Raw genomic sequence first — 24,373 nt, 5'->3', positions numbered from 1 at the left:
GCAAACTTCGCGGTTATAAATGCCGGGATCGTCGAGTTGGGCTGGTGCAGCCGTGGCGCGATGGAATAAAGCGTTTCCAGTTTGAAGGCCGCTGGGCGGCATAAAACTACTTACGGTTTGGTACGACGGTACCAATACCCTTCTGCCTGAACAGATTTAGAGGAACGACCGTGCATAACGTCGTCATCAGCGGCACAGGCCTGTATACCCCGGCCAACAGCATCTCCAACGAAGAGCTGGTGCAGTCTTTCAATGCTTACGTGCAACAGTTCAACCTGGATAACGCCGCCGCCATCGAACGGGGTGACGTGCAGGCCCTGACCGAATCCAGCGCCGCGTTTATCGAAAAGGCCTCGGGCATCAAGAGCCGCTTTGTCATGGACAAGGCCGGCATTCTCGACCCGCAGCGCATGGCGCCCCGCCTGCCCGAGCGCTCCAACGACGAGTGGTCGATTCTCTGCCAGATGGCCGTCAGTGCTGCCGAGCAAGCCTTGCAGCGCGCCGGCAGGACCGCCGCCGACATCGATGGCGTGATCGTCGCCTGTTCCAACCTGCAGCGGGCGTACCCGGCGATTGCCATCGAAGTCCAGGAAGCGCTGGGCATCCAGGGTTTTGGCTTTGACATGAACGTGGCCTGCTCCTCGGCGACTTTCGGCATCCAGAACGCTGCCAACAGCATCCAGTTGGGCCAAGCCCGGGCGATCCTGATGGTCAACCCGGAGATCTGCACCGGCCACCTGAACTTCCGCGACCGTGACAGCCACTTCATCTTCGGCGACGCGGCCACCGCTGTGATTCTGGAGCGCGCTGACCTCGCCACGTCCGAGCATCAGTTCGACGTGGTGAGCACCAAGCTGCTGACCAAGTTCTCCAACAACATCCGCAATAATTTCGGCTTCCTCAACCGCGCGGCGGAAGAGGGCATCGGTGGCCCAGACAAGCTGTTCGTGCAGGAAGGCCGCAAAGTCTTCCGTGATGTCTGCCCGATGGTCGCCGAGTTGATTGGCAAGCACCTGACGGAAAACCAGCTGAATGTGGGGGATGTGAAGCGCTTCTGGCTGCATCAGGCCAACCTCAGCATGAACCACCTGATCGTCAAGAAACTGCTGGGCCGCGAGGCTTCGGTGGAAGAAGCGCCGGTGATCCTCGATACTTACGCCAACACCAGCTCGGCGGGCTCGGTGATTGCGTTTCACACCTACCAGGACGACCTGCCCAAGGGCGCCGTGGCGGTGCTCAGCTCGTTTGGCGCGGGTTATTCGATTGGTAGCGTGATCCTGCGCAAACGCTGATCATGTTTTGAAATCGAGGTCTTGAATGGCAGCAGCGGACGACGCGCACCTGCTTGAACGATTGCTCAAGGGCGAGCAGCGGGCCTATAAGGAAATGGTCACCACCTACCAGAGCGCCATGCGCGCCGTGGCCTATGCCATCGTCGGCCAGCGTCATGCCGATGAGGTGGTGCAGGACGCCTGGCTCTCGGTGGTACGTAACCTGGCGAAGTTCGAGGGGCGCTCCAGCCTCAAGACCTGGCTGCTGACCATCACGGCCAATTCGGCAAAGGGCCGCTACAAGCAAAATCGCCGGGAAGTGCTGCTCGATGACTTGCCGTCGCCCCACGGCACCATCGGTGATGATCGCTTTGTGCCCGATGATGGCCACTGGGCCGTCGCACCGTTTGCCTGGCACCAGGACACGCCTGAAGCGTTGCTCACCGAAGACGAACTGCGCGAATGCCTGGAGCACACGCTGGCGAGTCTTTCCGAGTTGCAGAGCAGCGTATTGCTGCTGCGGGAACGTCAGGGCCTGGAATTGGAAGAGATTTGTAATCTTCTGACACTATCGCTCTCCAATGTTCGTGTGCTGCTGCATCGGGCACGGCTTAAAGTCTTCGCCACGGTGGAGCATTTTGAGGAAACCGGCGAATGTTGACCTGTAAGGAACAAGTGGCGCGCTCCAGTGACTATATCGATGGGCAATTGACCTTTCGCGAGCGCCTGTTGGTGCGCCATCACCTGATGTTCTGCCCCAACTGCCGGCGTTTTATCCGGCAGATGCGCTTGATGCAGGCGACGCTGAAGATCCTGCCCGAGCCGCCAATCGCTGATGTCGACGCGTTGGCCGAACGCCTGGCCGCCGAGCGCTCCCGCGACCAGTAGTACCCGTCACTTTTCACACAAAAACGAAGCCCGCATCGATAAAGGATGCGGGCTTTTTTTTGCTCAAAAAATAACCAGGATAAAAAATATTTCACTTTTCTCGGCTGTTTTTACATTTTGCAACATCTGACATTTTTACCACTTTAAAGCGCTGGAGCCTTGATTTGCGTGGGCTTTGGCTTATTTCGAATGGCTATTAAAAAGTTCCTGAGTAACAAAATCTTTATGTTCCAGCAACCCGGCTGAAATATCCCCTCGCCAAGATCGCCCCCCAACACGAGCGGCTCTAAACCGCGTGTTTTGCCAATGCACAAGACCATCAATTAGGGGAATTCTTCGATGATCCGTAAGCACTTCGCCGGTTTCGCGGCCAGCGCCCTGGCCCTGGCTGTCACCGCCCAGGCTTTCGCTGGTACTGTCACAACTGACGGCGCCGATATCGTTGTCAAAACCAAGGGCGGCCTTGAGGTTGCAACCACCGACCAGAATTTCAGCTTCAAGCTGGGTGGTCGTTTGCAGGCCGATTACGGCACGTTTGATGGCTTTTACACCAAAAACGGCAACTCGGCCGACGCCACGTATTTCCGACGCGCCTACCTCGAATTGGGCGGCACGGTGTACAAGGACTGGAAATACCAGATCAACTACGACTTCTCCCACAACTCCGGCAACGCCGATGATGGCTACTTCGACGAAGCGTCCTTCTCGTACGTAGGCTTCAAGCCGGTGGTGATTCGCGCCGGTCGCTTCGACCAGGACTTCGGCCTGGAAAAAGCCACCAGCTCCAAGTGGGTCACCGCCATCGAGCGTAACCTGGGTTATGAAGTCGCCGATTGGGTCAACTCCCACGAAAACGGCATGGGCCTGCAAGTCAGCGCCGTGGTCGCCGACATGGCCTACCTGTCCTCCAGCGTTTCGTCCAAAGACATCAACGACAAGAACGGCAAAGGCGTGAAGCAGTTCAACGGCCGAGCCGTGTTTGCGCCGATGCACGACAGCGGCAACGTCTTGCACCTGGGTGTGGACGTGGCGGTGCGTGACCTGAAGGACACCTCGTTCGACTCGCGAATCCGTCCTCGCCTGGACGCTCGCGGTGTTGCCACCAACGGCGGCAACGATGCCGGCGCCAACGGTAACCGTGCGACCTTCGGCGGTGGCGTGGGGCTGGATTCCGGCAACCTGACCGCGAATGACGCCTACGACACCGACACGGTGTTCGGCGGTGAGTTTGCCTTCGCTCGCGGCCCATTGTCCCTGCAGGCCGAATACCTGAACCGCAAGATGAAGGCCGACAGCAGCGCTTATCAGGACGTGAAGGCCACGGGCTTCTACGGCCAGGTCGCCTACACCCTGACCGGCGAGTCCCGCGTCTACAAACTCGACGGCGCCAAGTTCGACACCATCAAGCCGGAGAACAAGCAGTTCGGTGCGTGGGAAGTGTTCTACCGCTACGACAACATCAGCGTTGATGACAAAAACGTTGTGCGTAACAGCGCGACCCGTGAAGTGGGCGACGCCAAGGCCAGCCTGAACACCATCGGCGTCAACTGGTACGCCAACGAAGCGGTGAAGATCTCTGCCAACTACCTCAAGGTCAGCACTGACAAGATCCAGAACGCCAATGGCGACGACAGCGGCGACGCCATCGTAGCCCGCGTGCAATACGTGTTCTAAGCAACCTGTAACACCGCTCCAATGCGCTTTTTCTTCATCCGTTAAAGCGCTCCTCATTTGGTTTGCCCCGCCGCTTGGCGGGGCTTTTTTTATGGGGCGGATAACCCCAAATGCCCACCGGAACTGCGATACTCGCCACGTCTGCCTGTGGTCACCGTCGGGGAATGGGATGCCGTTACAACGTTTGAATAGCCTGTCCGAGATTGCGCCCGATGAATGGAATGCGCTGGTCCCCGTAGATCAGCCGTTTCTGCGCCATGCGTTCCTCAGCGCCCTGGAAGACAGTGCCAGCATCGGCCCGCACTCCGGCTGGCAGCCGGAGCATTTGCTGCACTACGAAGGTGGCCGGCTGATTGCCGCGTTGCCCAGCTACCGCAAATGGCATTCTTACGGCGAATACGTGTTCGACCATGGTTGGGCCGACGCCTGTGAGCGTGCCGGTATCGACTACTACCCGAAATTGCTCACGGCAGTGCCCTTCAGCCCGGTCAGCGGACCGCGCTTGCTGGCTGCTCGCGCTGAGGACGGTTTCGAATTGCTCAAGAGCCTGCCGGGTTATCTGGAGATCGAAGGTCTTTCCAGCGCCCATATCAACTTTACCGATACGCTGGCAGACACCGCACTGGCCCAACAGCCGGGTTGGTTGCAACGCCTGGGCTGCCAGTTTCATTGGCAGAATCGCGGTTACCGCGACTTCCAGGACTTTCTCGATGCCTTGAGTTCGCGCAAGCGCAAACAGATGCGCAAGGAGCGCGAACAGGTGGCGGGGCAGGGGATTGAGTTCGAGTGGTTGCAAGGCCATGAACTGAGCGAAACGCAGTGGGATTTCGTCTACGCCTGTTACGCCAATACCTACGCTGTGCGTCGACAATCGCCCTACCTGACCCGGGCGTTTTTCAGCCTGCTGGCCGAGCGCATGCCCGAGGCGATTCGCGTGGTGCTGGCCAAGCAAGGCTCACGGCCGGTGGCCATGGCGTTCAGCCTGATCGGCGGCGACAGCTTTTATGGTCGTTACTGGGGCTGCCTGGCGGAGTTCGACCGGCTGCATTTCGAGACGTGTTTCTATCAAGGCATGGACTACGCGATTGCCCACGGTTTGCAGCGGTTCGACGCCGGCGCCCAGGGCGAGCACAAGTTGATTCGCGGGTTTGAGCCGGTGATTACCCGCTCCTGGCATTACTTGCGCCATCCGGGATTGAAGACGGCGGTAGCGGATTTCCTCGAGCGCGAAAGCGTGGGAATCCTGGCGTACGCTGAAGAAGCGAGAACAGCCCTGCCTTATCGGCAGGGCTGAACCCGTTGGGCTCAGGCGGTTTCTTCCTTGCCCAGCCATCGATAAGTGACACCGCCGATCACCGCACCGAGGATCGGCGCCAGCCAGAACAGCCACAGCTGCTGGAGCGCCCAACCGCCGACAATCAGCGCCGGGCCGGTACTGCGGGCCGGGTTGACCGAGGTGTTGGTGACCGGGATCGAGATCAGGTGGATCAGCGTCAGTGCCAGGCCGATGGCGATCGGCGCCAGGCCTGCCGGAGCGCGGCGGTCGGTGGCGCCGAGGATGATCAGCACGAACATCGCGGTCATCACCAGCTCACACACAAACCCTGCCGCCATTGAATAACCACCGGGCGAATGCTCGCCATAGCCATTGCTGGCGAGGCCAGAGGCCAGTTCGAACCCTGGCTTGCCGCTGGCAATGAAGTACAGCAGTGCGGCGGCGATGGTGCCGCCGATCACCTGGGACACGATGTAGGCGGGTAACTCCCTGGCCGGAAACCTTCCGCCCACGACCAGCCCCACCGAAACGGCCGGGTTCAGGTGACAGCCGCTGATATGCCCGATGGCAAATGCCATGGTCAGCACCGTGAGCCCGAACGCCAGGGCCACACCGAGCAGACCGATTCCGACGTTGGGGAACGCTGCGGCCAACACCGCACTCCCGCAGCCGCCCAACACCAGCCAAAACGTACCCAGTCCTTCCGTAACGGAACGTTTGAACAGTGACATGAACACATCCTTAGTAGATTTCTCTATCTGATTAACGGGTCTGTGGTGCATCCCTGCTGCCTTAAATCAGGGCCCTCCTGGGGCCTGATTGCAGTACAGCAGGATTGTGTCGCAAGACCAGTGAGATGGAGAAAACTGTCAGAATTGTTCGGAATTGAGGGTGCAGTTAACCAACGGAATCAGCCTATTCCGACGAAGCCGCCGGTCTGGTGTTGCCACAGTCGCGCATACAGGCCGCCGTGTTCGAGCAATTGGGCATGGCTGCCGCTTTCGGCAATCTGGCCTTTTTCCAGCACCACCAGCCTGTCCATTCTGGCAATGGTAGAAAGCCGGTGCGCGATGGCGATCACGGTCTTGCCCTGCATCAGGGTTTCCAGGCTTTCCTGGATCGCCGCTTCCACTTCCGAGTCCAGCGCCGAGGTGGCTTCGTCCATGATCAGGATGGGCGCGTCCTTGAGCAGTACCCGCGCAATAGCGATGCGCTGGCGCTGCCCACCGGAGAGTTTGACCCCGCGCTCGCCGACGTGCGCGTCCAGGCCGGTGCGGCCCTCGGCGTCCGACAGCAGCGGGATGAACTCGTCGGCGCGGGCCTTGTGCACGGCGGCCCAGAGCTCTTCATCGGTGGCGTCCGGCTTGCCGTACAACAGGTTGTCGCGGATCGAGCGGTGCAGCAACGAAGTGTCCTGGGTGATCATGCCGATCTGTTCGCGCAGGGTTTCCTGGGCGACTTCGGCGATGTTCTGGTCGTCGATCAGGATGCGTCCGCCTTGCAGGTCGTACAGGCGCAGCAGCAGATTGACCAGGGTGGATTTACCCGCGCCGGACGGCCCGATCAGGCCGATTTTTTCACCCGGTTTAATGTCCAGGTTCAGGCCGCTGATGATTCCGCTCTTCTTGCCGTAGTGGAAGTCCACCTGATCGAAACGCACCTCGCCATGGGGCACTTCCAGGCGCGGGGCATTTTCCCGGTCGGTCACTGCCAGCGGTTGGGCGATGGTTTTCAGGCCGTCCTGCACCATGCCGATGTTTTCGAAAATGCCGTTGACCACCCACATGATCCAGCCGGACATATTGACGATACGAATCACCAGGCCAGTGGCCAGGGCGATGGCGCCCACCGAAATCAGGGATTGGGTCCACAGCCACAGGGCAAGGCCGGTGGTGGTGACAATCAGCAGGCCGTTCATGGTGGTGATCACGATGTCCATGCTGGTCACGACACGGCTGGCCAGTTGGGTTTTCTCGGTCTGCTCGACGATCGCTTCCTTGGCGTAGTTCTGCTCGAAATTCGTGTGAGCGAACAGCTTCAAGGTGGTGATGTTGGTGTAGCCGTCGACAATCCGCCCCATCAGTTTGGAGCGGGCCTCGGATGAGATGACCGAGCGGTCCTTGACCCGTGGCACGAAGTACCGCAGGGCCAGGCTGTAGGCGATGATCCAGGTGATCAGCGGGATCATCAGGCGCCAGTCGGCTTCGGCGAACAGCACCAGGGCGCTGATGGCGTAGATCGCCACGTGCCAGATCGCATCCACGGCGGCCACCGCGGAGTCGCGCAGGGAGTTGCCGGTTTGCATGATGCGCTGGGCAATGCGCCCGGCGAAGTCGTTCTGGAAGAAGTTCAGGCTCTGCTTGAGCACATAGCTGTGGTTCTGCCAGCGGATCAGGCTGGTCATGCCCGGGCTGATGGTCTGGTGCACCAGCAGGTCATGCAGGGCGCCGAAGATCGGGCGCAGCAGCAGGGCGACCACGGCCATCCAGATCAGCTCATTGGCGTGAATCTGGAAGAAGTTGGCGGGCGGCGTGCCCTGGGCCAAATCGATGATGCGGCTCAGGTAGCTGAACAGCGCCACTTCGATCAGCGCGCCGATCAGGCCCACCACCAGCAAGGCGGCAAAGCACGGCCATACCTGGCGCAGGTAATAGACGTAGAAGGGCAGGACTTTATCGGGAGGGGCCGCGCTGGGAGCGTCGCGGAAGATGTCGATCAGTTGTTCAAAACGACGATAGAGCATTAGGTCTGACGCCCGCGCGGCGGGCTCTCCTGTTCAAATGCGCGCGGTGCCTGGCGGGCACCGCGCGAAACTCCCTGTAGCCTTCAGTCGATGCGCTTGGCCGACTTGATCAGGACAGGATCGATTGGCACGTTCTGCATGCCTTGTTTGGTGGTGGTTTGCGAGTTGACGATGATGTCGACCACATCCATGCCCTTGACCACTTTGGCGAACACCGCGTAACCGGCATCACGGCCCGGGTCGAGGAAGGCATTGTCTGCAACGTTGATGAAGAATTGACTGGTGGCGGAGTTCGGGTCGTTGGTACGCGCCATCGACAGGGTGCCGCGCACGTTATGCAGGCCGTTGCTGGCTTCGTTCTTGATCGGTGCTTCGGTCGGCTTTTGCGACATTTGCTGGGTAAAACCTCCGCCCTGCACCATGAACCCCGGGATCACCCGGTGAAAAATGGTGTTGGTGTAGAAGCCCTTGTCGACATAGGCCAGGAAGTTCTTGGTGCTGATCGGGGCCTTGACCGGGTCCAGCTCGATTTCGATGTCGCCATTGGTGGTGGTGATCAATACGTGAGGTGCCTTGGCGGGCTCGGCCGCCATCAGGTTGGCAGCGAACAGTACGGAACCGGCAAAGAAGGCGATTTTTTTCAGCATGGGTCAGTGATCCTGGGTTGTGGTTTCGACTGTCTTGAGAAAATCGAGCAGGGTGTTATTGAAGTGTTCGGGTTGGTCCAGCGGCGTGGCATGGCGGGAATTCTCGATCACCACCAGTCGCGCATCGGGCAGCAGTTTTACATAGATTTCTTTCTGCGCCACGGGGGTGTAGTCGTGGTCGGCGCTGATGACCAGGGTTGGACAGGCAATTTTCGACAGTTGTTCCTGTACGCCCCAGCCAACAATGGCGTCGAAGCTGGCGAGGTAAGCACGTTTGTCGTTTTTTGCCCAGCGTTCGGTCATCTTGCGCCGCAGTTCGGCCTGTTCGGGCTTGGGAAACAGCAGGCTGCCCAGGGCTTTGCCGATGGTGTTCAGGCTGAGGATACGCGCCAGGCTCCAGCGCCTGGCCCACTGCCAGTAATCGCCGGCTGTGCGGACCTTGACCTGGGGCGCGCTGTTGACGATGCACAGGCTCTTGAGCATCTGCGGCTCATCCACCGCCAACTGGAAGGCAATCATGCCCCCCATGGACAGGCCCACCACGTGGGCCGGCGGCAGTTGCAGGTGTTCGATCAAGGCCACCAGGTCGGCGGTAAAGCCTGGGATGCTGTAGCGTTCCCGGGGCTTGTCGGAGCGGCCGTGGCCGCGTACGTCGATCACCACCAGCCGGTAGTGTTGCGACAGTACCGGCACTTGCAGTTCCCAATCCACACAACTGGAGCCCAGGCCGTGGATCAGGATCAGCGGCGCGCCATGGCCATATTCCTCGTAATGCAGGGAGCAACCTTCATGTTCGAAATAAGCCATGGAAACTCCTTGTTCAGGCTTGTTGCGGTGCGGCGAAAGGCGCGTCCAGTGGGGCAGTGTCGAAGGTGCGTAGCAACTCGACGAGAATCTGCGTGGCCGGGCCGAGGGGTTTGTCCTTGTTCGAGTAAAGATAGAAGGTCGGGTTGCGGCTGCCCCCCCGTTCCAGGGGGAGCAGCTTGAGCAGGCCTTCCTTGAGTTCGCGTTCGATCAGGTGCCGGGGCAACCAGGCAAAGCCCAGGCCGCTGCTGACGAAGGTGGCGGCGGTGGGCAGGCTGCCGACGGTCCAGCGCTGTTCGGCACCGAGCCAGCCGACGTCCCGTGGCTGCTGGCGGCCGGAGTCGCGGATCACCACCTGCATATGGCTTTCCAGGTCCTGGAAGCTCAGTTCACGGTGCAGGCGATGCAACGGATGATCGGGATGGGCCACGGCGACAAATTCGACGTCGCTCATTTCCGTGCCCAGGTAGCCCGGAATGATGAAGCCGCTGATGGCGAGGTCGGCCATGCCGTCCATCAGCAACTCCTCCACGCCGGACAGCACCTCTTCACGCAGGCGCACCCGGCAACCACGGCTTTGCGGCATGAAGGCGGTGAGGGCGCGCACCAGGCGGGCGTTGGGGTAAGCGGCATCGACCACCAGCCGTACCTCGGCTTCCCAGCCCTGTTCCATATGGTGGGCCAGGTCTTCCAGTTGGCTGGCGTTTTTCACCAGTTGCCGGGAGCGGCGCAGCAGCACTTCGCCGGCTTCGGTGAGCACCGCCTTGCGCCCGTCGATGCGCAGCAGCGGCACGCCGAGCTGATCCTGCATGCGGGCCACGGTGTAACTCACCGAGGACTGCGAACGGTGCAATGCTTCGGCGGCCTGGGCGAAGCCGCCATGGTCGACCACGGCTTGCAAGGTACGCCATTGATCGAGGGTAACGCGGGGCGCTTTCAAGATGAGCTCCTCTTGTCCTAAGCTGGCGGTCCTAATTGGAGACTGCCGAATGAGAAAATTCTGTTGTGTGCTGCTGGCGCTGCTGCCGTTGAGTGCGTTTGCATTCAGCACCGATGTGACGAAAGACATTCAGGGTGTGAAGATCGATTACAGCGCGTCGGACGTCGACAGCAATATCAGTTCGATCCAACTCACCAACTACGGCGCCAACGACGCGGAGTGCAAGGTCCGCTTTACCAACGGCCCGGAAGCCCCGCGTACTCGCAAGGTCACGGTCGCAGCGGGGAAAACCACCAACACCACGGTCAATTTCAGCCGGGCCATTATCAAGATGCGTATCCAGCTGACCTGCGCACCGAAATAAGGCAAAAGCGGAGCTTTGCGTACAGCAATACTCCGCTTATAAACAAATTTATAGATGGGTTATAGCAGTTTTTTACGCTTTTTAATCGAACGAGCCCTGATTAACCTTCACTCCATCGCCTTACAGCATTTACAGATGGAGCTAACATAATCATGGCCCGTGTTCTGATCATCGAAAGCAGCGCCCGTCAGCAGGACTCAATCTCCCGCCACCTGACCCAACAATTCATCAGCCAATGGAAGGTCGCCCACCCGGCTGACCAGATCACCGTGCGTGACCTGGCCGTCAACCCGGTGCCTCACCTGGACGCCAACCTGCTGGGCGGCTGGATGAAACCTGCCGAGCAGCGCACCGCCATCGAACAGGCTTCCCTGGACCGTTCCAACGAATTGACCGACGAACTGCTGGCCGCCGATGTACTGGTCATGGCCGCGCCGATGTACAACTTCGCGATTCCCAGCACCCTGAAAGCCTGGCTTGACCATGTGCTGCGTGCCGGTGTGACCTTCAAGTACACCGCCACCGGTCCACAGGGCCTGCTGACGGACAAGCGCGCCTTTGTGCTGACTGCCCGCGGTGGCATTCACGCCGGTGGCAGCACCGACCACCAGGAACCATACCTGCGTCAGGTCATGGGCTTTATTGGCATTCATGACGTCACGTTCATTCATGCCGAAGGGGTGAACCTGGGCGGTGATTTCCAGGAAAAGGGCTTGAACCAGGCCAAGGCGTTGCTGGCCCAAGTGGCGTGAGATGTTAATCGTCAGATAATCGCCCGCTGTTTAGATGGCTCCACGCAACCCTTCAAGTACGCGTATCGAACCTCCCTTTGCACTTTTTGCTCCTGAGTGCTCCCGCCCGACTGACGCTTTTAGCGAGGTCGGGTTTTTTTTGCCTTGAGTTTCGTAAAGGGCCGAAAACCGCTAATGTCGCGCCCATTCAAAATGAGGCGAGCATGGGCTATCTACTTGTTGTGACGCTGATCCAGGCGTTTTCCTTCAGCTTGATCGGCGAATACCTGGCCGGTCACGTCGACAGTTATTTCGCGGTGCTGGTGCGTGTGCTGCTGGCCGGGCTGGTGTTTATCCCGCTGACCCGCTGGCGCTCGGTGGAACCGGCGTTCATGCGCGGCATGCTGGTGATCGGCGCGTTGCAGTTTGGCGTGACCTACGTGTGCCTGTACCTGAGCTTCCGCGTGCTGACGGTGCCGGAGGTGCTGCTGTTCACCATCCTGACGCCGTTGCACGTGACCTTGATCGAAGATGCCTTGAACCGCCGATTCAATCCGTGGGCGCTAGTGGCTGCGTTGGTGGCGGTGACAGGAGCGGCGGTGATTCGCTTTGACCAGATCACCCCGAACTTCTTCATGGGCTTCCTGCTGCTGCAACTGGCCAACTTCACCTACGCCGCGGGGCAGGTGCTTTATAAGCATCTGGTGGCCCGCCATCCGAGCGATCTGCCGCATTACCGGCGGTTCGGGTACTTCTACCTCGGTGCCTTGGCGGTGGCGTTGCCGGCGTTTCTGATGTTCGGCAAGGCCAACTTCCTGCCGGAAGCGCCGTTGCAATGGGGTGTGCTGGTATTCCTGGGGCTGGTCAGCACGGCACTGGGTATGTACTGGTGGAACAAGGGCGCGTGCCTGGTCAACGGCGGTACGTTGGCGGTGATGAACAACCTGCATGTTCCGGTAGGGTTATTGCTCAACCTGCTGATCTGGAATCAACACGAGCCGTTGGGCAGGTTGCTGCTGGGTGGGTTGGTGATTCTGGCGGCGGTGTGGATCAGTCGGCTGGGCCTGCGGTCTTCGGCGCCAATTGCGTCACCAAAAAATCAATGAACGCCCGGGTTTTTTGCGGCACGCGTCGTGCTGACGAATAAACCGCATTGATGGTGATTGCCGGTGCCTGCCAGTCGCACAGCACCGGCACCAGGCGCCCGGCGTTCAGGGCGTCTTCGACGATAAAGTCTGGTAACAGGGCGATGCCCATTCCGGCTTCTGCCGCCTGGGCCAGCAGGTCGCCATTGTTGGCGTGCAACGGGCCGGTGACATTCACCCGCTGGGTTTCCTGGCCCTTGCTCAGTTGCAGGCTGACGCCGCTCTGCAGATACCCATAGTTGAGGCATTGGTGCTGGCGCAGGTCTTGCGGGGTTTGCGGTGTGCCCGCGCGTGCCAGGTAGGCCGGCGCGGCCACCATGATCCGTGGCGCAGGCGCCAGCTGGCGGGCGATCATCGTCGAGTCGGGCATGCTGGCGATGCGTAGGGTCACGTCAAAACCGCCGCGCACCGGGTCCACCTGCTGGTCGCTGAGCACCAGTTGCAACTCGATATGGGGATGCTGTTCATGGAACAGCGGAATCAACCGGCCCAGGCGATGCAGCCCGAACGACATCGGCGCATTGACCCGCAACACTCCGCGTAACTCACCGATGCCGTCCCGGGCCCGCTGCTCAGCCTCGTCCAGGGCAGCCAATACTTCCCGTGCCGCGTCGAAATACTCGGCCCCGGCCTCCGTCAAATGCAGGCTGCGAGTGGTGCGCTGAAGCAATTGCACGCCAATGGCCTCTTCCAGTGCCTGAATCTGCTTACTGACTTTTGAGCGCGGTACGTCCATGGCTCGCGCGGCGGCCGCAAAGCCGTTCTCGCCGACCGTGACGACAAACGCCCGCATGCATTCGATACGATCCATGACTGTCCCTTTTTTGGAATCAATGATTCTCGATTTTAGGTAATTGTCTCGATTTTATCCAGCCCGTAAAGTTACTTCCAAGCCGCCAGCCAAGCTTCTCAGCGGCGCTGAACGCACCCCTTACCGAATCGAAAACATTAAAAGGAAGTCACCATGTCTATTCGCGAATTGCTCAACCCAACCAACTCCACCCTGATCCTGATCGACCACCAGCCGCAAATGGCATTTGGTGTGCAGTCGATCGATCGCCAGACCCTGAAGAACAACACCGTGGCACTGGCCAAGGCGGCCAGGATCTTCAACGTGCCGACCATCCTGACCTCGGTTGAGACCAAGAGCTTCAGCGGCTATATCTGGCCGGAACTGCTGAACGTATTCCCGGACCAGCAGCCGATCGAGCGCACCTCGATGAATTCCTGGGAAGACAAGGCGCTGGTGGCAGCGGTGAAAGCCACTGGGCGCAAGAAGCTGATCATGGCGGCCCTGTGGACCGAGGTTTGCCTGAACTTCCCGGCCCTGGAAGCCCTGGCTGAAGGGTATGAGGTGTACATCGTCACCGACGCGTCGGGCGGCACCAGCAAAGAAGCGCACGACATGTCAGTGCAGCGAATGATCCAGGCCGGCGCGGTACCGGTCACCTGGCAGCAAGTGCTGCTGGAGTACCAGCGTGACTGGGCTCACAAGGAAACCTACGACGCGGTGATGGGCCTGGTGCTGGAACACAGCGGTGCTTACGGCATGGGCGTGGATTACGCCTACACCATGGTGCACGGTGCTCCGCAGCGTCAGCTCAAATAAAGCTGACCTCAACAAAAAACGGCACAACTCAGGTTGTGCCGTTTTTTGTTGTTACATCACTGCCTTTTCTGCCGGCGGCAGGTGACTGGCCCCCAACACCGCCGGCAACATCCCCGCCCGCAAGTCACCGCCGCTCGGCTGTTGGTACAGGCTCAAGCCAAATTCCGGCAGCACTGCCAGCAGGTAATCGAAGATATCGCCCTGGATGCGCTCGTAATCGGCCCACGCAGTGGTGCGGGTGAAGCAGTAGATCTCCAGCGGAATGCCCTGGGCCGTGGTCTGCATCTGCCGCACCATGCAGGTCATGTTCGGCTGGATCTCCGGGTGGCTTTTCAGATAGGCCAGCGCATATGCGCGGAAGGTGCCGATATTGGTCATGCGCCGGCGGTTGGCGGACATCGCGGCGACATTGCCCTGGGCTTCGTTCCAGGCCTTGAGTTCGGCTTTCTTGCGGCTCATGTAGTCGGTCAGCAGGTGCACCTGGGAGAGTTTCAGCTCTTCGTCGTCGCGGATGAAACGTACGCCGCTGGCGTCGATGTACAGGCTGCGCTTGATCCGCCGTCCGCCGGAGGCCTGCATGCCGCGCCAGTTCTTGAACGACTCCGACATCAGGCGCCAAGTCGGGATGGAGACGATGGTCTTGTCGAAATTCTGCACCTTCACGGTGTGCAGGGTGATGTCCACCACGTCACCGTCGGCGCCCACCTGGGGCATTTCGATCCAGTCGCCGACCCGCAGCATGTCGTTGCTGGTCAACTGCACGCTGGCGACGAACGACAGCAAGGTGTCCTTGTAGACCAACAGGATCACCGCCGACATCGCACCCAAACCGGAAAGCAGCAGCAGCGGCGAGCGGTCGATCAGCGTGGCGACGATGATGATTGCGCCAAACACGAACAACACCATTTTCGCCAACTGCACGTAACCCTTGATCGAGCGGGTGCGGGCGTGTTCGGTGCGGGCGTATATATCCAGCAAGGCGTTGAGCAGCGCGCTTATCGCCAGCACCATGAACAGGATGGTGAATGCCAGGGCGACGTTGCCGATGAACAGCGTGGCGGTCTTGCTCAGGTCTGGCACCAGGTACAGGCCGAACTGGATCACCAGCGAGGGCGTCATCTGCGCCAGGCGGTGGAAGACTTTGTTGTGCCGCAGGTCGTTGAGCCAGTGCAGTGCGGGTTGCCGGCCCAGCAGCTTGACGGCGTGCAGGATGAGGTACCGAGCCACTCGTCCGAGCAGCAGGGCGACCACCAGCAGCACCATCAGCGCCAGGCTGGAATGCAGCAACGGGTGCTCGTCGAGGGTGCCCCAGAGGTCTTGGACGTTGAGCCAGAGCTGTTTGATATCCATGGGTAAACGCGATTCTTCTGTAAGACGTGACGGGGCGATTAGAGCATTTAAGTGCGTCAAAGTTGTCCTTGTAGACAAATCCCCTGACAAAAAAGCGCCTGATTAACGCAGTTCGCGTAAAGAAACTCGGCCTTGGCGCCCGAAACCGTTACCCTATGCAGCTGTTTTTTTGTATTTCTTCGAGGTAGCACCCGTGTTTTCCCAATTCGCCCTGCACGAACGCCTGCTCAAAGCCGTGGCCGAGCTTAAATTTGTCGAGCCAACGCCTGTGCAAGCAGCGGCCATCCCGCTCGCGCTCGAAGGGCGTGACCTGCGGGTGACGGCTCAAACCGGGAGTGGCAAAACCGCCGCTTTCGTCCTGCCGATTCTCAACCGTCTGATCGGCCCGGCGAAAGTCCGTGTCAGCATCAAGACCCTGATCCTGCTGCCGACCCGCGAGCTGGCCCAGCAGACCTTGAAGGAAGTGGAGCGCTTCTCGCAGTTCACCTTCATCAAGTCCGGCCTGATCACCGGCGGCGAAGACTTCAAGGTCCAGGCCGCCATGCTGCGCAAGGTGCCGGACATCCTGATCGGTACCCCGGGCCGGATGATCGAGCAACTGAACGCCGGTAACCTGGACCTCAAGGAAGTTGAAGTGCTGGTGCTCGACGAAGCCGACCGCATGCTCGACATGGGCTTTGCCGACGACGTGCAGCGCCTGGTGCAAGAGTGTGTAAACCGCCAGCAGACCATGCTGTTCTCGGCCACCACCGGCGGTTCGACCCTGCGCGACATGGTCGCCAAGGTCCTGAACAACCCTGAGCACCTGCAGGTCAACAACGTCAGCGACCTGAACTCGACCACCCGTCAGCAGATCATCACCGCTGACCATAACGTGCACAAAGAGCAGATCCTCAACTGGTTGCTGGCCAACGAGACCTATCAGAAGGCCATCGTGTTCACCAACACCCGCGCCATGGCCGACCGCATCTACGGTCGCCTGGTGGCTCAGGAGTACAAGGCGTTCGTCCTGCACGGTGAGAAAGACCAGAAGGACCGCAAGCTGGCCATTGACCGCCTCAAGCAAGGTGGCGTGAAGATCCTGGTCGCCACCGACGTTGCTGCCCGCGGCCTGGACGTGGATGGCCTGGACATGGTGATCAACTTCGACATGCCTCGCAGCGGCGACGAATACGTGCACCGTATCGGTCGTACCGGGCGTGCCGGCAACGATGGCCTGGCGATCTCGCTGATCTGCCATGGCGACTGGAACCTGATGTCGAGCATCGAGCGCTACTTGAAGCAGTCGTTCGAGCGCCGCACCATCAAGGAAGTCAAAGGTACCTACGGCGGGCCGAAGAAGGTCAAGGCCTCGGGTAAAGCTGTTGGCGTGAAGAAGAAAAAGGTCGACGCCAAGGGCGAGAAGAAGAAAGCCGGCGCCAAGTCGCCGACCAAGCGCAAGATTGCCAACCGTCCAAAGACCGACAACCTGTCGTTGGTCAGCAAGGATGGCATGGCCCCGCTCAAGCGCCGCAAGCCGGAAGCGCCTGCTGCCGAGTAAGGTTTGCGCCACAAAAAAACCGGACAGTGTCCGGTTTTTTTTCGCCTCAGTTTTTGGCTTTGGCGGCCGCCTCGTCCATTTCCTTGAGGCGCTGGTCGATCAGTTGGCACTTGTCGGGCAGGTCTGCGCTGGCGGTTTCCAGCTTCATGTTCTGCAATTCCTCGTTGATCTCCTTGGCCTTCTCCGGGTTCTGTTGGGTGAGCTTGGTCACCTCCTTGGCCAGTTGCTCACGTTTTGCGGTGGCTTCTTCAAGCGTGCAGGCCCAGGCGGGCAGGGCGGCGAGCAGCGTGGCCGCAATGGCGATATTCAGCAGGGTTTTCATGGTTCGGACCTCCTTGGCGATGATGTTCGGTTGAGGGCCCCGAAGGCTTAAAAGTTCAGCGAAATCGCGCCTGTCCGCTAGGCTGAACGGCAACGGGTCCGGCATGTCACACCTTGGAAGGGCCTATATTCGTGTGCCTTCAGGAGGAATCAGGATGACGACTTACGATTGGGATTTGATCGAACGACTGCTGCATGAGGTACAGAACGGTGGAGCCAGCTTCGCCCCGCGCAAATATGCCGAGGAAGAAGCCGCCAAAAGAGCTGCCGCTGGTGAGCCCATCGGTAATCTCGATGAGTTTAAAAAGACCGCAGCGGATTACGAGGGATTGTTGTTCACGCGCGGCTTTATTGAGTCGCGGTCAGAGGAAGAGTGCGGCAATGGTGAAAATTTCAAATTGACCCTGCGCGGCTCACAGCTGCTGAGCCTGATCGACAGCTGCATCCCTGGCAATAATCACCCGCGTGAGGTGCTGGACGAGCAGGCGGATGCGCTGGATCCGGCGACGTTCGATGAAGTGGCGTCGAAAGCACAGATTGCCTGATGACTATGGGGTGCCAGCCTTCAGGCATTTAAGGGCCTTGAAGTCGCTGCGCACCTTGTCGATCTTCTGCGTCAGCTTCTGGCGCTGCTGCACGGTGCTTTCCGCCATCAGGTCGACGATCAGGCTGCGGGCGGCGGTTTCGGTCTGGGCGTAGGCCTGGCGATACTCCGGCGTCCACAGGCTTTCACGGTCCACCAGTAGTTGCTCGATCTTGCTCGGGAAGTCGCTGCTGTGGCGGTCCTTGACCGCTGCGATAAACAGCGCCTGCCAGTGGGCACGGTTACCAATCCATTGCCGGTTCTGCTCGCCGAGGGCGATCGACCAGGCGGTGACGCGATTCTGCTGGCTGGCGCTTAACGGCCCCAGCCATGCATCCAGTCGCTTGTTCATGCGCTCCGCGCGTTCCTTGATCTGCTGTTCGAGGGACGGTTTCAGGTACTCGTCCTGACGCTTGCGCAGGTCTTTGGCGAATGCTTGCTCCATGTCTTGTACTTGCTGGTCATCGAGCCCCTGCAATAATTCGACCGCGGACGGCGTGATTGTACGGGCGCTCTCGGCAATCGCTTGCTTGGCCTCGGCCGTACGGGTTTGCAGGGCGGCGTCAGTCACCTGGTCGTTGTCGACCATCTGTTGCAGGCGGTCGAGCCAATCCAGGTAGCCCGGCAGTTGTGTGGTGCAATGCCAGGCCAGGTGTTCCTTGAGTTTGTCGTTGAACCAGCTCTTTTGCCCGGCGTTCATGTCCAGGTAGTCGCTGAGGGTCCAGGGGATGATCACATCCAGGTTGCGATAGGCCAGGCCCACCCGGTTGCAGCCGGCAAGCACCAGGCTGAGGGTCAGCAACATCACCAGAAGTTTTAAGCGACGCAGCATGAGCGAGTCCTTGCGCAGACGAGGTTATTGCATCTGAACCCGCCAGTGCCGCGACAGTTCAGCCCATCAATAAAACGCCCGCTCGGCTTTTAAGGTCAATAGGCCGTCGCATTGCGAGTTGTGTCCGGAGTAAGCCGAGCAATCGCCGCCGCTGAGGCTCGAGTCGCTGTAGATCAGGTTCAGGTCGACGCCCATCCACGGTCGTGAGAATTGCACCGACCAATCGCTGAAGCTGCGGATGGAGCTGCCATCGGCGACCGAGACCGGGGTGCCCAACTGGTGGGTGGTGTACTTCATGCTGACGCCAATGCCGAAGGGCTTGGTGCCGCCCAGGTCGGCGAACAGGGTGCTGTCTTGCCGGTCCGGGTCGTTGCTGAAGGAGGCGCCGAAGCGATTGCCCAGCAAGGTCAGGCCGCCGTAGAACTCCTGGCTGTCGAGTGGGCTCAGCTTGGGGTAGCTGTAGTGAATCATCCCCAGTTCATAACCCAGGGTCTGGTCAAAGGGACGCTTGAAGCCCAGGTAGGAGTCAACTTCCAGGTTGCTGGTAGGGGAGATGCCCATGCTCGGTGAGAATTGGCCGAGGTACAGGCCGCTGCCGTGACTCAGGTCGAGGCCGCCGTGGAACGAGTCGCTGCCGGGCGAAGTGGGTTTGACCAGGCCTTGGGCCATGCTGCGACTGGGCGTGGTGCCCAATTTCAGGTCGAAGTCACCCAGTTCACGCTGGAAAACCTGCGCTTCGGCAAGGGGGCTGGCCAACAGGGCACCGGCCAGGAAAATGCAGGATTTGAGCATGCTTCACTCCGTGAAAAGCGAGGAGCAGTAACGGGAAATATCAGGCAAATGCCCGATCTAGACGTGTGCAAGCATACCGGCGATGGTTCACGGATGAAGCCCGTTCGTCGATTGGTGCAAAAGGGGGAGTATCAGAGGGTGTTGCGGGCTCTAGTCCTAGCGCCTTGAAAGGCAAAGCGCATAGGGACCAGGTGTAATGCGCACGTATTACTTTTTACCCAGGGTGATCTGCTTGGACGGGCCGAAAGTCTGGCCGCTTACGCCTTTGGCAATCTGCTGGATTTCGCCGCCCTGCTTGAGGAATGCAGCAATTTGGCTGTTGATCGATTCGCTGGTTTCAACGGCGGGAGCTGGCTTTGCTTTGCTGTTGGATGCTTTTACGCGCATGGCGGCCACTAACCTGTAGAAAATTAACTTGGCCATGCATCGTACATGAAATGCTTGACAATTGCTTGGCAAATATCCCCTGGAATATACGGCGGCTTTATGAATGGCCTGAAATTAATCAGTGAAATACTCACCTAACTCGCTGTTTTAATTAGAAACCCATGGGAGAAATATGGCTTGGGTGCTTGCATAAATCAGGCTGATCATCTGACGAGCGGGGCGGTCCGCGGCAAATCCATGATTTTTCAGGCCTGTGCGCCGGTACACGGGACCGCCGCCGTCAACTCGGGTAGAATGCCGCCCACGCAATGAGGGTATTGGAAATGGCTTTAGTCGGGCGCTACAACAGCTTGCAAGTGGTTAAACACACTAACTTTGGTTTGTACCTGGATGGTGATCAAGAGGGCGAAATCCTCTTGCCCAATCGTTATATTCCCAAAGATATTCCCAGTGAAGATGAAGACTGGCTCAACGTTTTTATTTATCTGGACAGCGATGACAAACTTATCGCGACCACCGAAAAACCAAAAGTACAGGTGGGTGAATTTGCCAGTCTGAAAGTGGTTGAAGTCAACAGCATTGGTGTCTTCCTGGATTGGGGCCTGCCCAAGGATTTGCTGCTGCCTTACTCCGAAGAAAAGCGCCAACTGACCGCCGGTGAATATTGCGTGGTGCACGTCTACCTCGACAAGCACACCAAGCGCATCACCGCCACCGCGCGCCTTGACCGTTACCTGGACAAGACCCCGGCCAACTACAAGGTAGGCCAGGAAGTTGACTTGCTGGTGGCTGAAGCCACCGACATGGGCTTCAAGGCCATCATCAACAACAAGCACTGGGGCCTGATCCACAAGAACGAAGTGTTCAAGTTCCTGCGCCCGGGCAAGGAAGAGAAAGGCTTCATCAAGGAAATCCGCGCCGACGGCAATATCAGCCTGAGCCTGCAGCCGGTAGGTGAAGAAGCTGCGTCCAGCCTGAACTCGAAGATCCTCGCCAAGTTGCGCGAGAACAACGGCACCTTGCCCGTCAGCGATAAAAGCGACCCGGCGGTGATCAGCAGTTTGTTCGGTGTCAGCAAAGGCAACTTCAAGAAGGCCATCGGTGCCCTCTACAAGCAGGGTCACATCGTGATCCACGCGGATCGTATTGAACTAAGCTGATCGCGGTTTGCTCTCCTGTAGGAGCCGGCTTGCCGGCGATAAGGCCCGTGAGCCTTACGGTGATTCTTCTGACGCCATCGCCGGCAAGCCAGCTCCTGCAAGGATCCTATGAATGTCCAGAAAAACCCTCTTCGCCTACCTCGGCACCTTGCTCGCCTTCCTGGTCCTCGACGGCCTGTGGCTTGGCGTTTTCATGGGGCCGACCTACAAAGCCCTGCTGGGCCCGCTGATGCTCGATCAGCCGCGCCTGTTCCCCGCGGTGGCGTTCTATCTCCTCTATGTATTCGGTTGTGTGGTGTTTGTCGTCCTTCCCGCTGTAACGAGCGGCGGCTGGCAACGTGCCGTTCGGCTTGGCGCATTGCTGGGCCTGGTGGCCTACGGCACCTATGACCTGAGCAATTGGGCAACCTTGCAGGGTTGGTCCGCCGGGTTGGCCGTGATGGATATTGCGTGGGGCACTTTCCTCAGCGCGGTTTGCTGCACCGTGGGCTACCAATGTGCACGCAGGGTGCACAATTGATTGTGTACAGGATTGATCTGCACCATCCCTGAGCGAACCTGCACCGTTTAGTCATCTTTGTGCCTGTGCATAATTCTCTGAAGACCCACGCCGCAGAGGGATTGTGCCGAGTTTTATTTCTTTGGCACGCATTCTGCTCATCAACTCGTATACAAACCATGCCGCCTCCCGTACGCACTCCCGTCGCGGGTGGCAGGCCGGTATTTACGAGGAGCCCTGCGATGACCGAACAATTGCCCAAAGGCTACAGCCCGCGCCTGTACAACCAGGACCTGGGGCCGCTGCCGCAAAAATGGAACTGGTACAACATCTTCGCCTTCTGGATGAGCGACGTGCACAGCGTTGGCGGTTACGTGTTCGCCGCCAGCCTGTTTGCGCTGGGGCTGGCCAGTTGGCAGGTGTTGATCGCCTTGCTCGCCGGGATTTGCATTGTGCAATTGATCGCCAATCTGGTGGCCAAGCCGAGCCAGCAGGCGGCAGTGCCGTACCCGGTGATCTGCCGGTTGGCCTTTGGGGTGTTCGGAGCGAATATTCCTGCGGTGATTCGCGGTTTGATCGCGGTGGCCTGGTACGGGATTCAGACCTACCTGGCATCCAGCGCCTTGATCATCGTGGTGCTGCGGTTTTTCCCACAGATGGCGGTATACGCAGAGCCACATTTTGCCGGCCTGTCGTACCTGGGCTGGTTTGGTTTCCTCAGTCTGTGGACGCTCCAGGCGCTGGTCTTCTGGGCCGGCATGGAGTCCATCCGTCGTTTTATCGACTGGGCGGGGCCCATTGTCTATGCGGTGATGTTTGCGCTGGCAGGCTGGATCGTGTGGAAGGCGGGCTGGGCCAATATCAGCTTCACCCTGGCGGAAAAGTCCCTGTCTGGCTGGCAAGCCTTTGGCCAAATCATCGTGGCGACGGCATTGGTGGTGTCGTACTTTTCCGGTCCGACCCTGAACTTCGGTGATTTCAGTCGTTACTGCCGGACGATGAAGGACGTGCGTCGCGGAAATTTCTGGGGCTTGCCGGTAAATTTCCTGGCGTTCTCCCTGGTCACCGTGGTGATTGTTTCGGGCACCTTGCCGGTGTTCGGCGAAATGCTCCACGACCCGATCGCCACGGTCTCGCGCATCGACAACGATATGGCCGTACTGCTGGGGGCGTTCGCCTTTGTCACCGCGACCATCGGCATCAACATCGTCGCCAACTTTGTCTCGCCGGCCTTTGACTTTGCCAACGTGGCTCCGAGCAAAATCAGTTGGCGCGCCGGCGGGATGATTGCGGCGGTGGCCTCGATCTTTATCACCCCGTGGAACCTGTTCAACAACCCGTTGATGATCCACTACACCCTCGACATCCTCGCGGCGTTTATCGGGCCGTTGTTCGGGATTCTGTTGGTGGATTACTACCTGGTGAAGAAGCAGAAGATCGACGTCGACGCGCTGTTCGACGACAGCCCGAGCGGGCGCTACTACTTTGATGGCGGCGTGAACTGGACGGCGGTCAAGGCGCTGGTGCCCGCGACGCTGGTGGGCGTCGCGATCACCTTCACTCCGGCCTTGCAGGGCATGGCCAACTTCGCCTGGTTTACCGGCTGCTTCCTGGGTGGGCTGTTTTTCCTGGTGCTGGCGCGGCGTGAACAGGTTCGCGCACCTGCGCCGATGGTTGCCGGCTGACGAGCACCGATCCTGCCACTACCAAACCGGCGCCAGCGACCACCAACGCCGGTTGCAGGCCGCCACTGAGGTGGCTGCTGACCGACGCCAGCAACGGCCCGCTCAATTGGCCGATCGCAAAGCTGGCGGTCAGCAACCCGGTGCTGCGCTGGTAACCATGGGGGGCGACCTCACGCAAGCGCGCCATCACCAACTGCATGCACGCCAGGAATGGCCCGCCGCACAGCAACACTCCCAGCGCCAGGCCCCAACCGTTGCCCAGCAGGCAGGCGAACACCCCGGCCGCTTGCAGCCACAGGGTTGTCATCAGCCAGCGGCGGGTGGTGTCCGGGTCCTTGCGGCGCAGGCTCGCGACCACCACGCCAATCGCGGCGGCCAGGCCAAAGCAGGGCCAGAACAGGTCCGCTTGCCATGCGCCGTTGAATTGCGCGCTGGCCATCTGTGACAGGAATGTCGCCGGGATGATGTAGCCGAGACCGTACAACACGTAGATCCAGCACAGGTGGGTGATGCTGCCGTTGCTCACCACGTCGGTGTGGCTGGCAACGGGCGAGCTGGCGGCGGAAGGCTTGGGCAGGAACGGCAGGATGGCCAGCAGCATCACCAGCGCGACTGCGCCATACACCAGCCACAAGGTTGCAGAGTCTTGCCCCAGCAGGTTGGAGCCCAGCGCCAGTAACCCGGTCAACAGAATTCCCAGCCCCGGCCCGGCAAATACCAGTGCACCCAGGCGTGGGCGCCCGGCCGCAATGGCCAGTGGCTGGCTCAGGCTGGTGATCATCACCAAGGCCCAGGCGCTTGCCACACCGGTACCAAAGCGCAACAACAAATGCGGCCAGAACCCATGGGCCCAGTACGACGCCAGGGTCAGCAGCACACATAACCACAGCCCGCCGTACAGGCGCCCGCGTACATGGTGATGGCTACGGGCAAATATCGAGTCCACCGCGCCGACGAAGTAACCCAGGTAGTTGGCTGCCGCAATCAGGCCGGCGCCGGTCAAGTCGATCTGGCCCTCACTGAGCAAATGCGGCATTTGCGGGGTAAGCGCGAAGCGGCCAATGCCCATGGCCATCATCAAGGCGATAAAACTGGCGAGTAAGCGGATCAGCGGTGACATGGTGGTTTTTCC

Annotated in this window: 26 protein-coding genes; 14 read left to right on the top strand and 12 right to left on the bottom strand. The window is 59.7% G+C overall.

From position 1 onward, the window contains the following. Positions 1-170 precede the first annotated feature (170 nt). The 5 genes from P3C29_RS12675 (at position 171) to P3C29_RS12655 (ending at position 5,127) form a co-directional block, all read left to right on the top strand. Positions 171-1,292 carry a beta-ketoacyl-ACP synthase III gene (locus P3C29_RS12675; RefSeq protein WP_275964636.1) on the top strand — a complete coding sequence of 374 codons (1,122 nt, stop codon included), beginning with the start codon at positions 171-173 and terminating at the stop codon, positions 1,290-1,292. Between the two features lie 25 nt (positions 1,293-1,317). Then, the gene (locus P3C29_RS12670; RefSeq protein WP_010176505.1) at positions 1,318-1,932 is read left to right on the top strand and encodes an RNA polymerase sigma factor; all 615 of its coding nucleotides are present in this window, start codon (positions 1,318-1,320) and stop codon (positions 1,930-1,932) included. Continuing rightward, positions 1,926-2,159 carry a zf-HC2 domain-containing protein gene (locus P3C29_RS12665; protein WP_275964635.1) on the top strand — a complete coding sequence of 78 codons (234 nt, stop codon included), beginning with the start codon at positions 1,926-1,928 and terminating at the stop codon, positions 2,157-2,159. The genes P3C29_RS12670 and P3C29_RS12665 overlap by 7 nt, the downstream gene beginning before the upstream one ends. A gap of 339 nt (positions 2,160-2,498) precedes the next feature. Then, positions 2,499-3,833, top strand: coding sequence for an OprO/OprP family phosphate-selective porin (locus P3C29_RS12660; RefSeq protein ID WP_201122096.1), 1,335 nt, complete (start codon positions 2,499-2,501; stop codon positions 3,831-3,833). 169 nt (positions 3,834-4,002) lie between these two features. Next, positions 4,003-5,127 (top strand): GNAT family N-acetyltransferase, encoded by a 1,125-nt coding sequence (locus P3C29_RS12655; RefSeq protein ID WP_275964634.1) that lies wholly within the window; start codon positions 4,003-4,005, stop codon positions 5,125-5,127. 11 nt (positions 5,128-5,138) lie between these two features. On the opposite strand, the gene aqpZ is transcribed toward P3C29_RS12655, so the two are convergent. From aqpZ to P3C29_RS12630, 5 genes are all read right to left on the bottom strand, one after another. Further along, complete coding sequence (aqpZ, locus tag P3C29_RS12650; RefSeq protein WP_010176502.1) at positions 5,139-5,840, bottom strand: aquaporin Z; 702 nt, start codon at positions 5,838-5,840, stop codon at positions 5,139-5,141. A 179-nt stretch (positions 5,841-6,019) separates the two neighbouring features. After that, the gene (locus tag P3C29_RS12645; protein WP_275964633.1) at positions 6,020-7,852 is read right to left on the bottom strand and encodes an ABC transporter ATP-binding protein; all 1,833 of its coding nucleotides are present in this window, start codon (positions 7,850-7,852) and stop codon (positions 6,020-6,022) included. Positions 7,853-7,935: 83 nt separating this feature from the next. Beyond that, the gene (locus P3C29_RS12640) at positions 7,936-8,499 is read right to left on the bottom strand and encodes a peptidylprolyl isomerase A (RefSeq protein ID WP_003210708.1); all 564 of its coding nucleotides are present in this window, start codon (positions 8,497-8,499) and stop codon (positions 7,936-7,938) included. Positions 8,500-8,502: 3 nt separating this feature from the next. After that, the gene (locus P3C29_RS12635) at positions 8,503-9,306 is read right to left on the bottom strand and encodes an alpha/beta hydrolase (protein WP_201122100.1); all 804 of its coding nucleotides are present in this window, start codon (positions 9,304-9,306) and stop codon (positions 8,503-8,505) included. 13 nt (positions 9,307-9,319) lie between these two features. Further along, positions 9,320-10,243, bottom strand: coding sequence for a LysR family transcriptional regulator (locus P3C29_RS12630; RefSeq protein WP_201122101.1), 924 nt, complete (start codon positions 10,241-10,243; stop codon positions 9,320-9,322). Between the two features lie 49 nt (positions 10,244-10,292). On the opposite strand from P3C29_RS12630, the gene P3C29_RS12625 reads away from it, so the two are divergent. The 3 genes from P3C29_RS12625 (at position 10,293) to P3C29_RS12615 (ending at position 12,444) form a co-directional block, all read left to right on the top strand. Continuing rightward, positions 10,293-10,607 carry a hypothetical protein gene (locus P3C29_RS12625; RefSeq protein WP_029616145.1) on the top strand — a complete coding sequence of 105 codons (315 nt, stop codon included), beginning with the start codon at positions 10,293-10,295 and terminating at the stop codon, positions 10,605-10,607. Between the two features lie 152 nt (positions 10,608-10,759). Further along, positions 10,760-11,359, top strand: coding sequence for an FMN-dependent NADH-azoreductase (locus tag P3C29_RS12620; RefSeq protein WP_169387360.1), 600 nt, complete (start codon positions 10,760-10,762; stop codon positions 11,357-11,359). Positions 11,360-11,562: 203 nt separating this feature from the next. After that, positions 11,563-12,444, top strand: coding sequence for a carboxylate/amino acid/amine transporter (locus P3C29_RS12615; RefSeq protein WP_010176496.1), 882 nt, complete (start codon positions 11,563-11,565; stop codon positions 12,442-12,444). Here the strand turns inward: P3C29_RS12615 and P3C29_RS12610 are convergent. Beyond that, the gene (locus tag P3C29_RS12610; protein ID WP_275964632.1) at positions 12,389-13,294 is read right to left on the bottom strand and encodes a LysR family transcriptional regulator; all 906 of its coding nucleotides are present in this window, start codon (positions 13,292-13,294) and stop codon (positions 12,389-12,391) included. The two genes, P3C29_RS12615 and P3C29_RS12610, sit on opposite strands and share 56 nt — an antisense overlap. Before the next feature lie 153 nt (positions 13,295-13,447). Here P3C29_RS12610 and P3C29_RS12605 point away from each other — a divergent pair, with 153 nt between their 5' ends. Continuing rightward, complete coding sequence (locus tag P3C29_RS12605; RefSeq protein ID WP_010176494.1) at positions 13,448-14,092, top strand: hydrolase; 645 nt, start codon at positions 13,448-13,450, stop codon at positions 14,090-14,092. Between the two features lie 51 nt (positions 14,093-14,143). On the opposite strand, the gene P3C29_RS12600 is transcribed toward P3C29_RS12605, so the two are convergent. Next, positions 14,144-15,442 (bottom strand): mechanosensitive ion channel family protein, encoded by a 1,299-nt coding sequence (locus tag P3C29_RS12600; RefSeq protein ID WP_169387363.1) that lies wholly within the window; start codon positions 15,440-15,442, stop codon positions 14,144-14,146. A 193-nt stretch (positions 15,443-15,635) separates the two neighbouring features. Between P3C29_RS12600 and P3C29_RS12595 the strand changes: the two genes are divergently transcribed. Next, positions 15,636-16,982 (top strand): DEAD/DEAH box helicase, encoded by a 1,347-nt coding sequence (locus tag P3C29_RS12595; protein ID WP_088422789.1) that lies wholly within the window; start codon positions 15,636-15,638, stop codon positions 16,980-16,982. A 46-nt stretch (positions 16,983-17,028) separates the two neighbouring features. Here the strand turns inward: P3C29_RS12595 and P3C29_RS12590 are convergent, their stop codons facing one another. Then, positions 17,029-17,304, bottom strand: coding sequence for a hypothetical protein (locus P3C29_RS12590; RefSeq protein WP_275964631.1), 276 nt, complete (start codon positions 17,302-17,304; stop codon positions 17,029-17,031). A 154-nt stretch (positions 17,305-17,458) separates the two neighbouring features. On the opposite strand from P3C29_RS12590, the gene P3C29_RS12585 reads away from it, so the two are divergent. Continuing rightward, entirely contained in the window at positions 17,459-17,848 is a 390-nt protein-coding gene (locus P3C29_RS12585; RefSeq protein WP_010176490.1) for a hypothetical protein, read from the top strand. Between the two features lie 3 nt (positions 17,849-17,851). Here the strand turns inward: P3C29_RS12585 and P3C29_RS12580 are convergent, their stop codons facing one another. The 3 genes from P3C29_RS12580 to P3C29_RS12570 form a co-directional block, all read right to left on the bottom strand. After that, positions 17,852-18,718, bottom strand: a complete 867-nt coding sequence (locus P3C29_RS12580) for a DUF6279 family lipoprotein (RefSeq protein ID WP_201122104.1) — start codon at positions 18,716-18,718, stop codon at positions 17,852-17,854. Between the two features lie 66 nt (positions 18,719-18,784). Continuing rightward, positions 18,785-19,510 carry a TorF family putative porin gene (locus P3C29_RS12575; protein ID WP_010176488.1) on the bottom strand — a complete coding sequence of 242 codons (726 nt, stop codon included), beginning with the start codon at positions 19,508-19,510 and terminating at the stop codon, positions 18,785-18,787. Positions 19,511-19,717: 207 nt separating this feature from the next. Further along, the gene (locus tag P3C29_RS12570) at positions 19,718-19,897 is read right to left on the bottom strand and encodes a hypothetical protein (protein ID WP_003210722.1); all 180 of its coding nucleotides are present in this window, start codon (positions 19,895-19,897) and stop codon (positions 19,718-19,720) included. A 323-nt stretch (positions 19,898-20,220) separates the two neighbouring features. Between P3C29_RS12570 and P3C29_RS12565 the strand changes: the two genes are divergently transcribed. The 3 genes from P3C29_RS12565 (at position 20,221) to P3C29_RS12555 (ending at position 23,241) form a co-directional block, all read left to right on the top strand. Then, positions 20,221-21,057 (top strand): S1-like domain-containing RNA-binding protein, encoded by an 837-nt coding sequence (locus tag P3C29_RS12565; protein WP_201122106.1) that lies wholly within the window; start codon positions 20,221-20,223, stop codon positions 21,055-21,057. A gap of 112 nt (positions 21,058-21,169) precedes the next feature. Continuing rightward, positions 21,170-21,577 (top strand): DUF2177 family protein, encoded by a 408-nt coding sequence (locus P3C29_RS12560; protein WP_201122108.1) that lies wholly within the window; start codon positions 21,170-21,172, stop codon positions 21,575-21,577. Between the two features lie 221 nt (positions 21,578-21,798). Next, positions 21,799-23,241, top strand: a complete 1,443-nt coding sequence (locus P3C29_RS12555; protein WP_201122110.1) for an NCS1 family nucleobase:cation symporter-1 — start codon at positions 21,799-21,801, stop codon at positions 23,239-23,241. Here the strand turns inward: P3C29_RS12555 and P3C29_RS12550 are convergent. Then, on the bottom strand, positions 23,153-24,361 hold the full coding sequence (locus P3C29_RS12550; RefSeq protein ID WP_275964630.1) for an MFS transporter: 1,209 nt from the start codon (positions 24,359-24,361) through the stop codon (positions 23,153-23,155). The two genes, P3C29_RS12555 and P3C29_RS12550, sit on opposite strands and share 89 nt — an antisense overlap. Between the last annotated feature and the right edge of the window lie 12 nt (positions 24,362-24,373).

This window comes from Pseudomonas sp. 1912-s (assembly GCF_029269205.1).
In the GTDB taxonomy this organism is placed as follows: Bacteria; Pseudomonadota; Gammaproteobacteria; order Pseudomonadales; family Pseudomonadaceae; genus Aquipseudomonas.
This window is presented reverse-complemented; position numbering and strand designations above follow the sequence as displayed.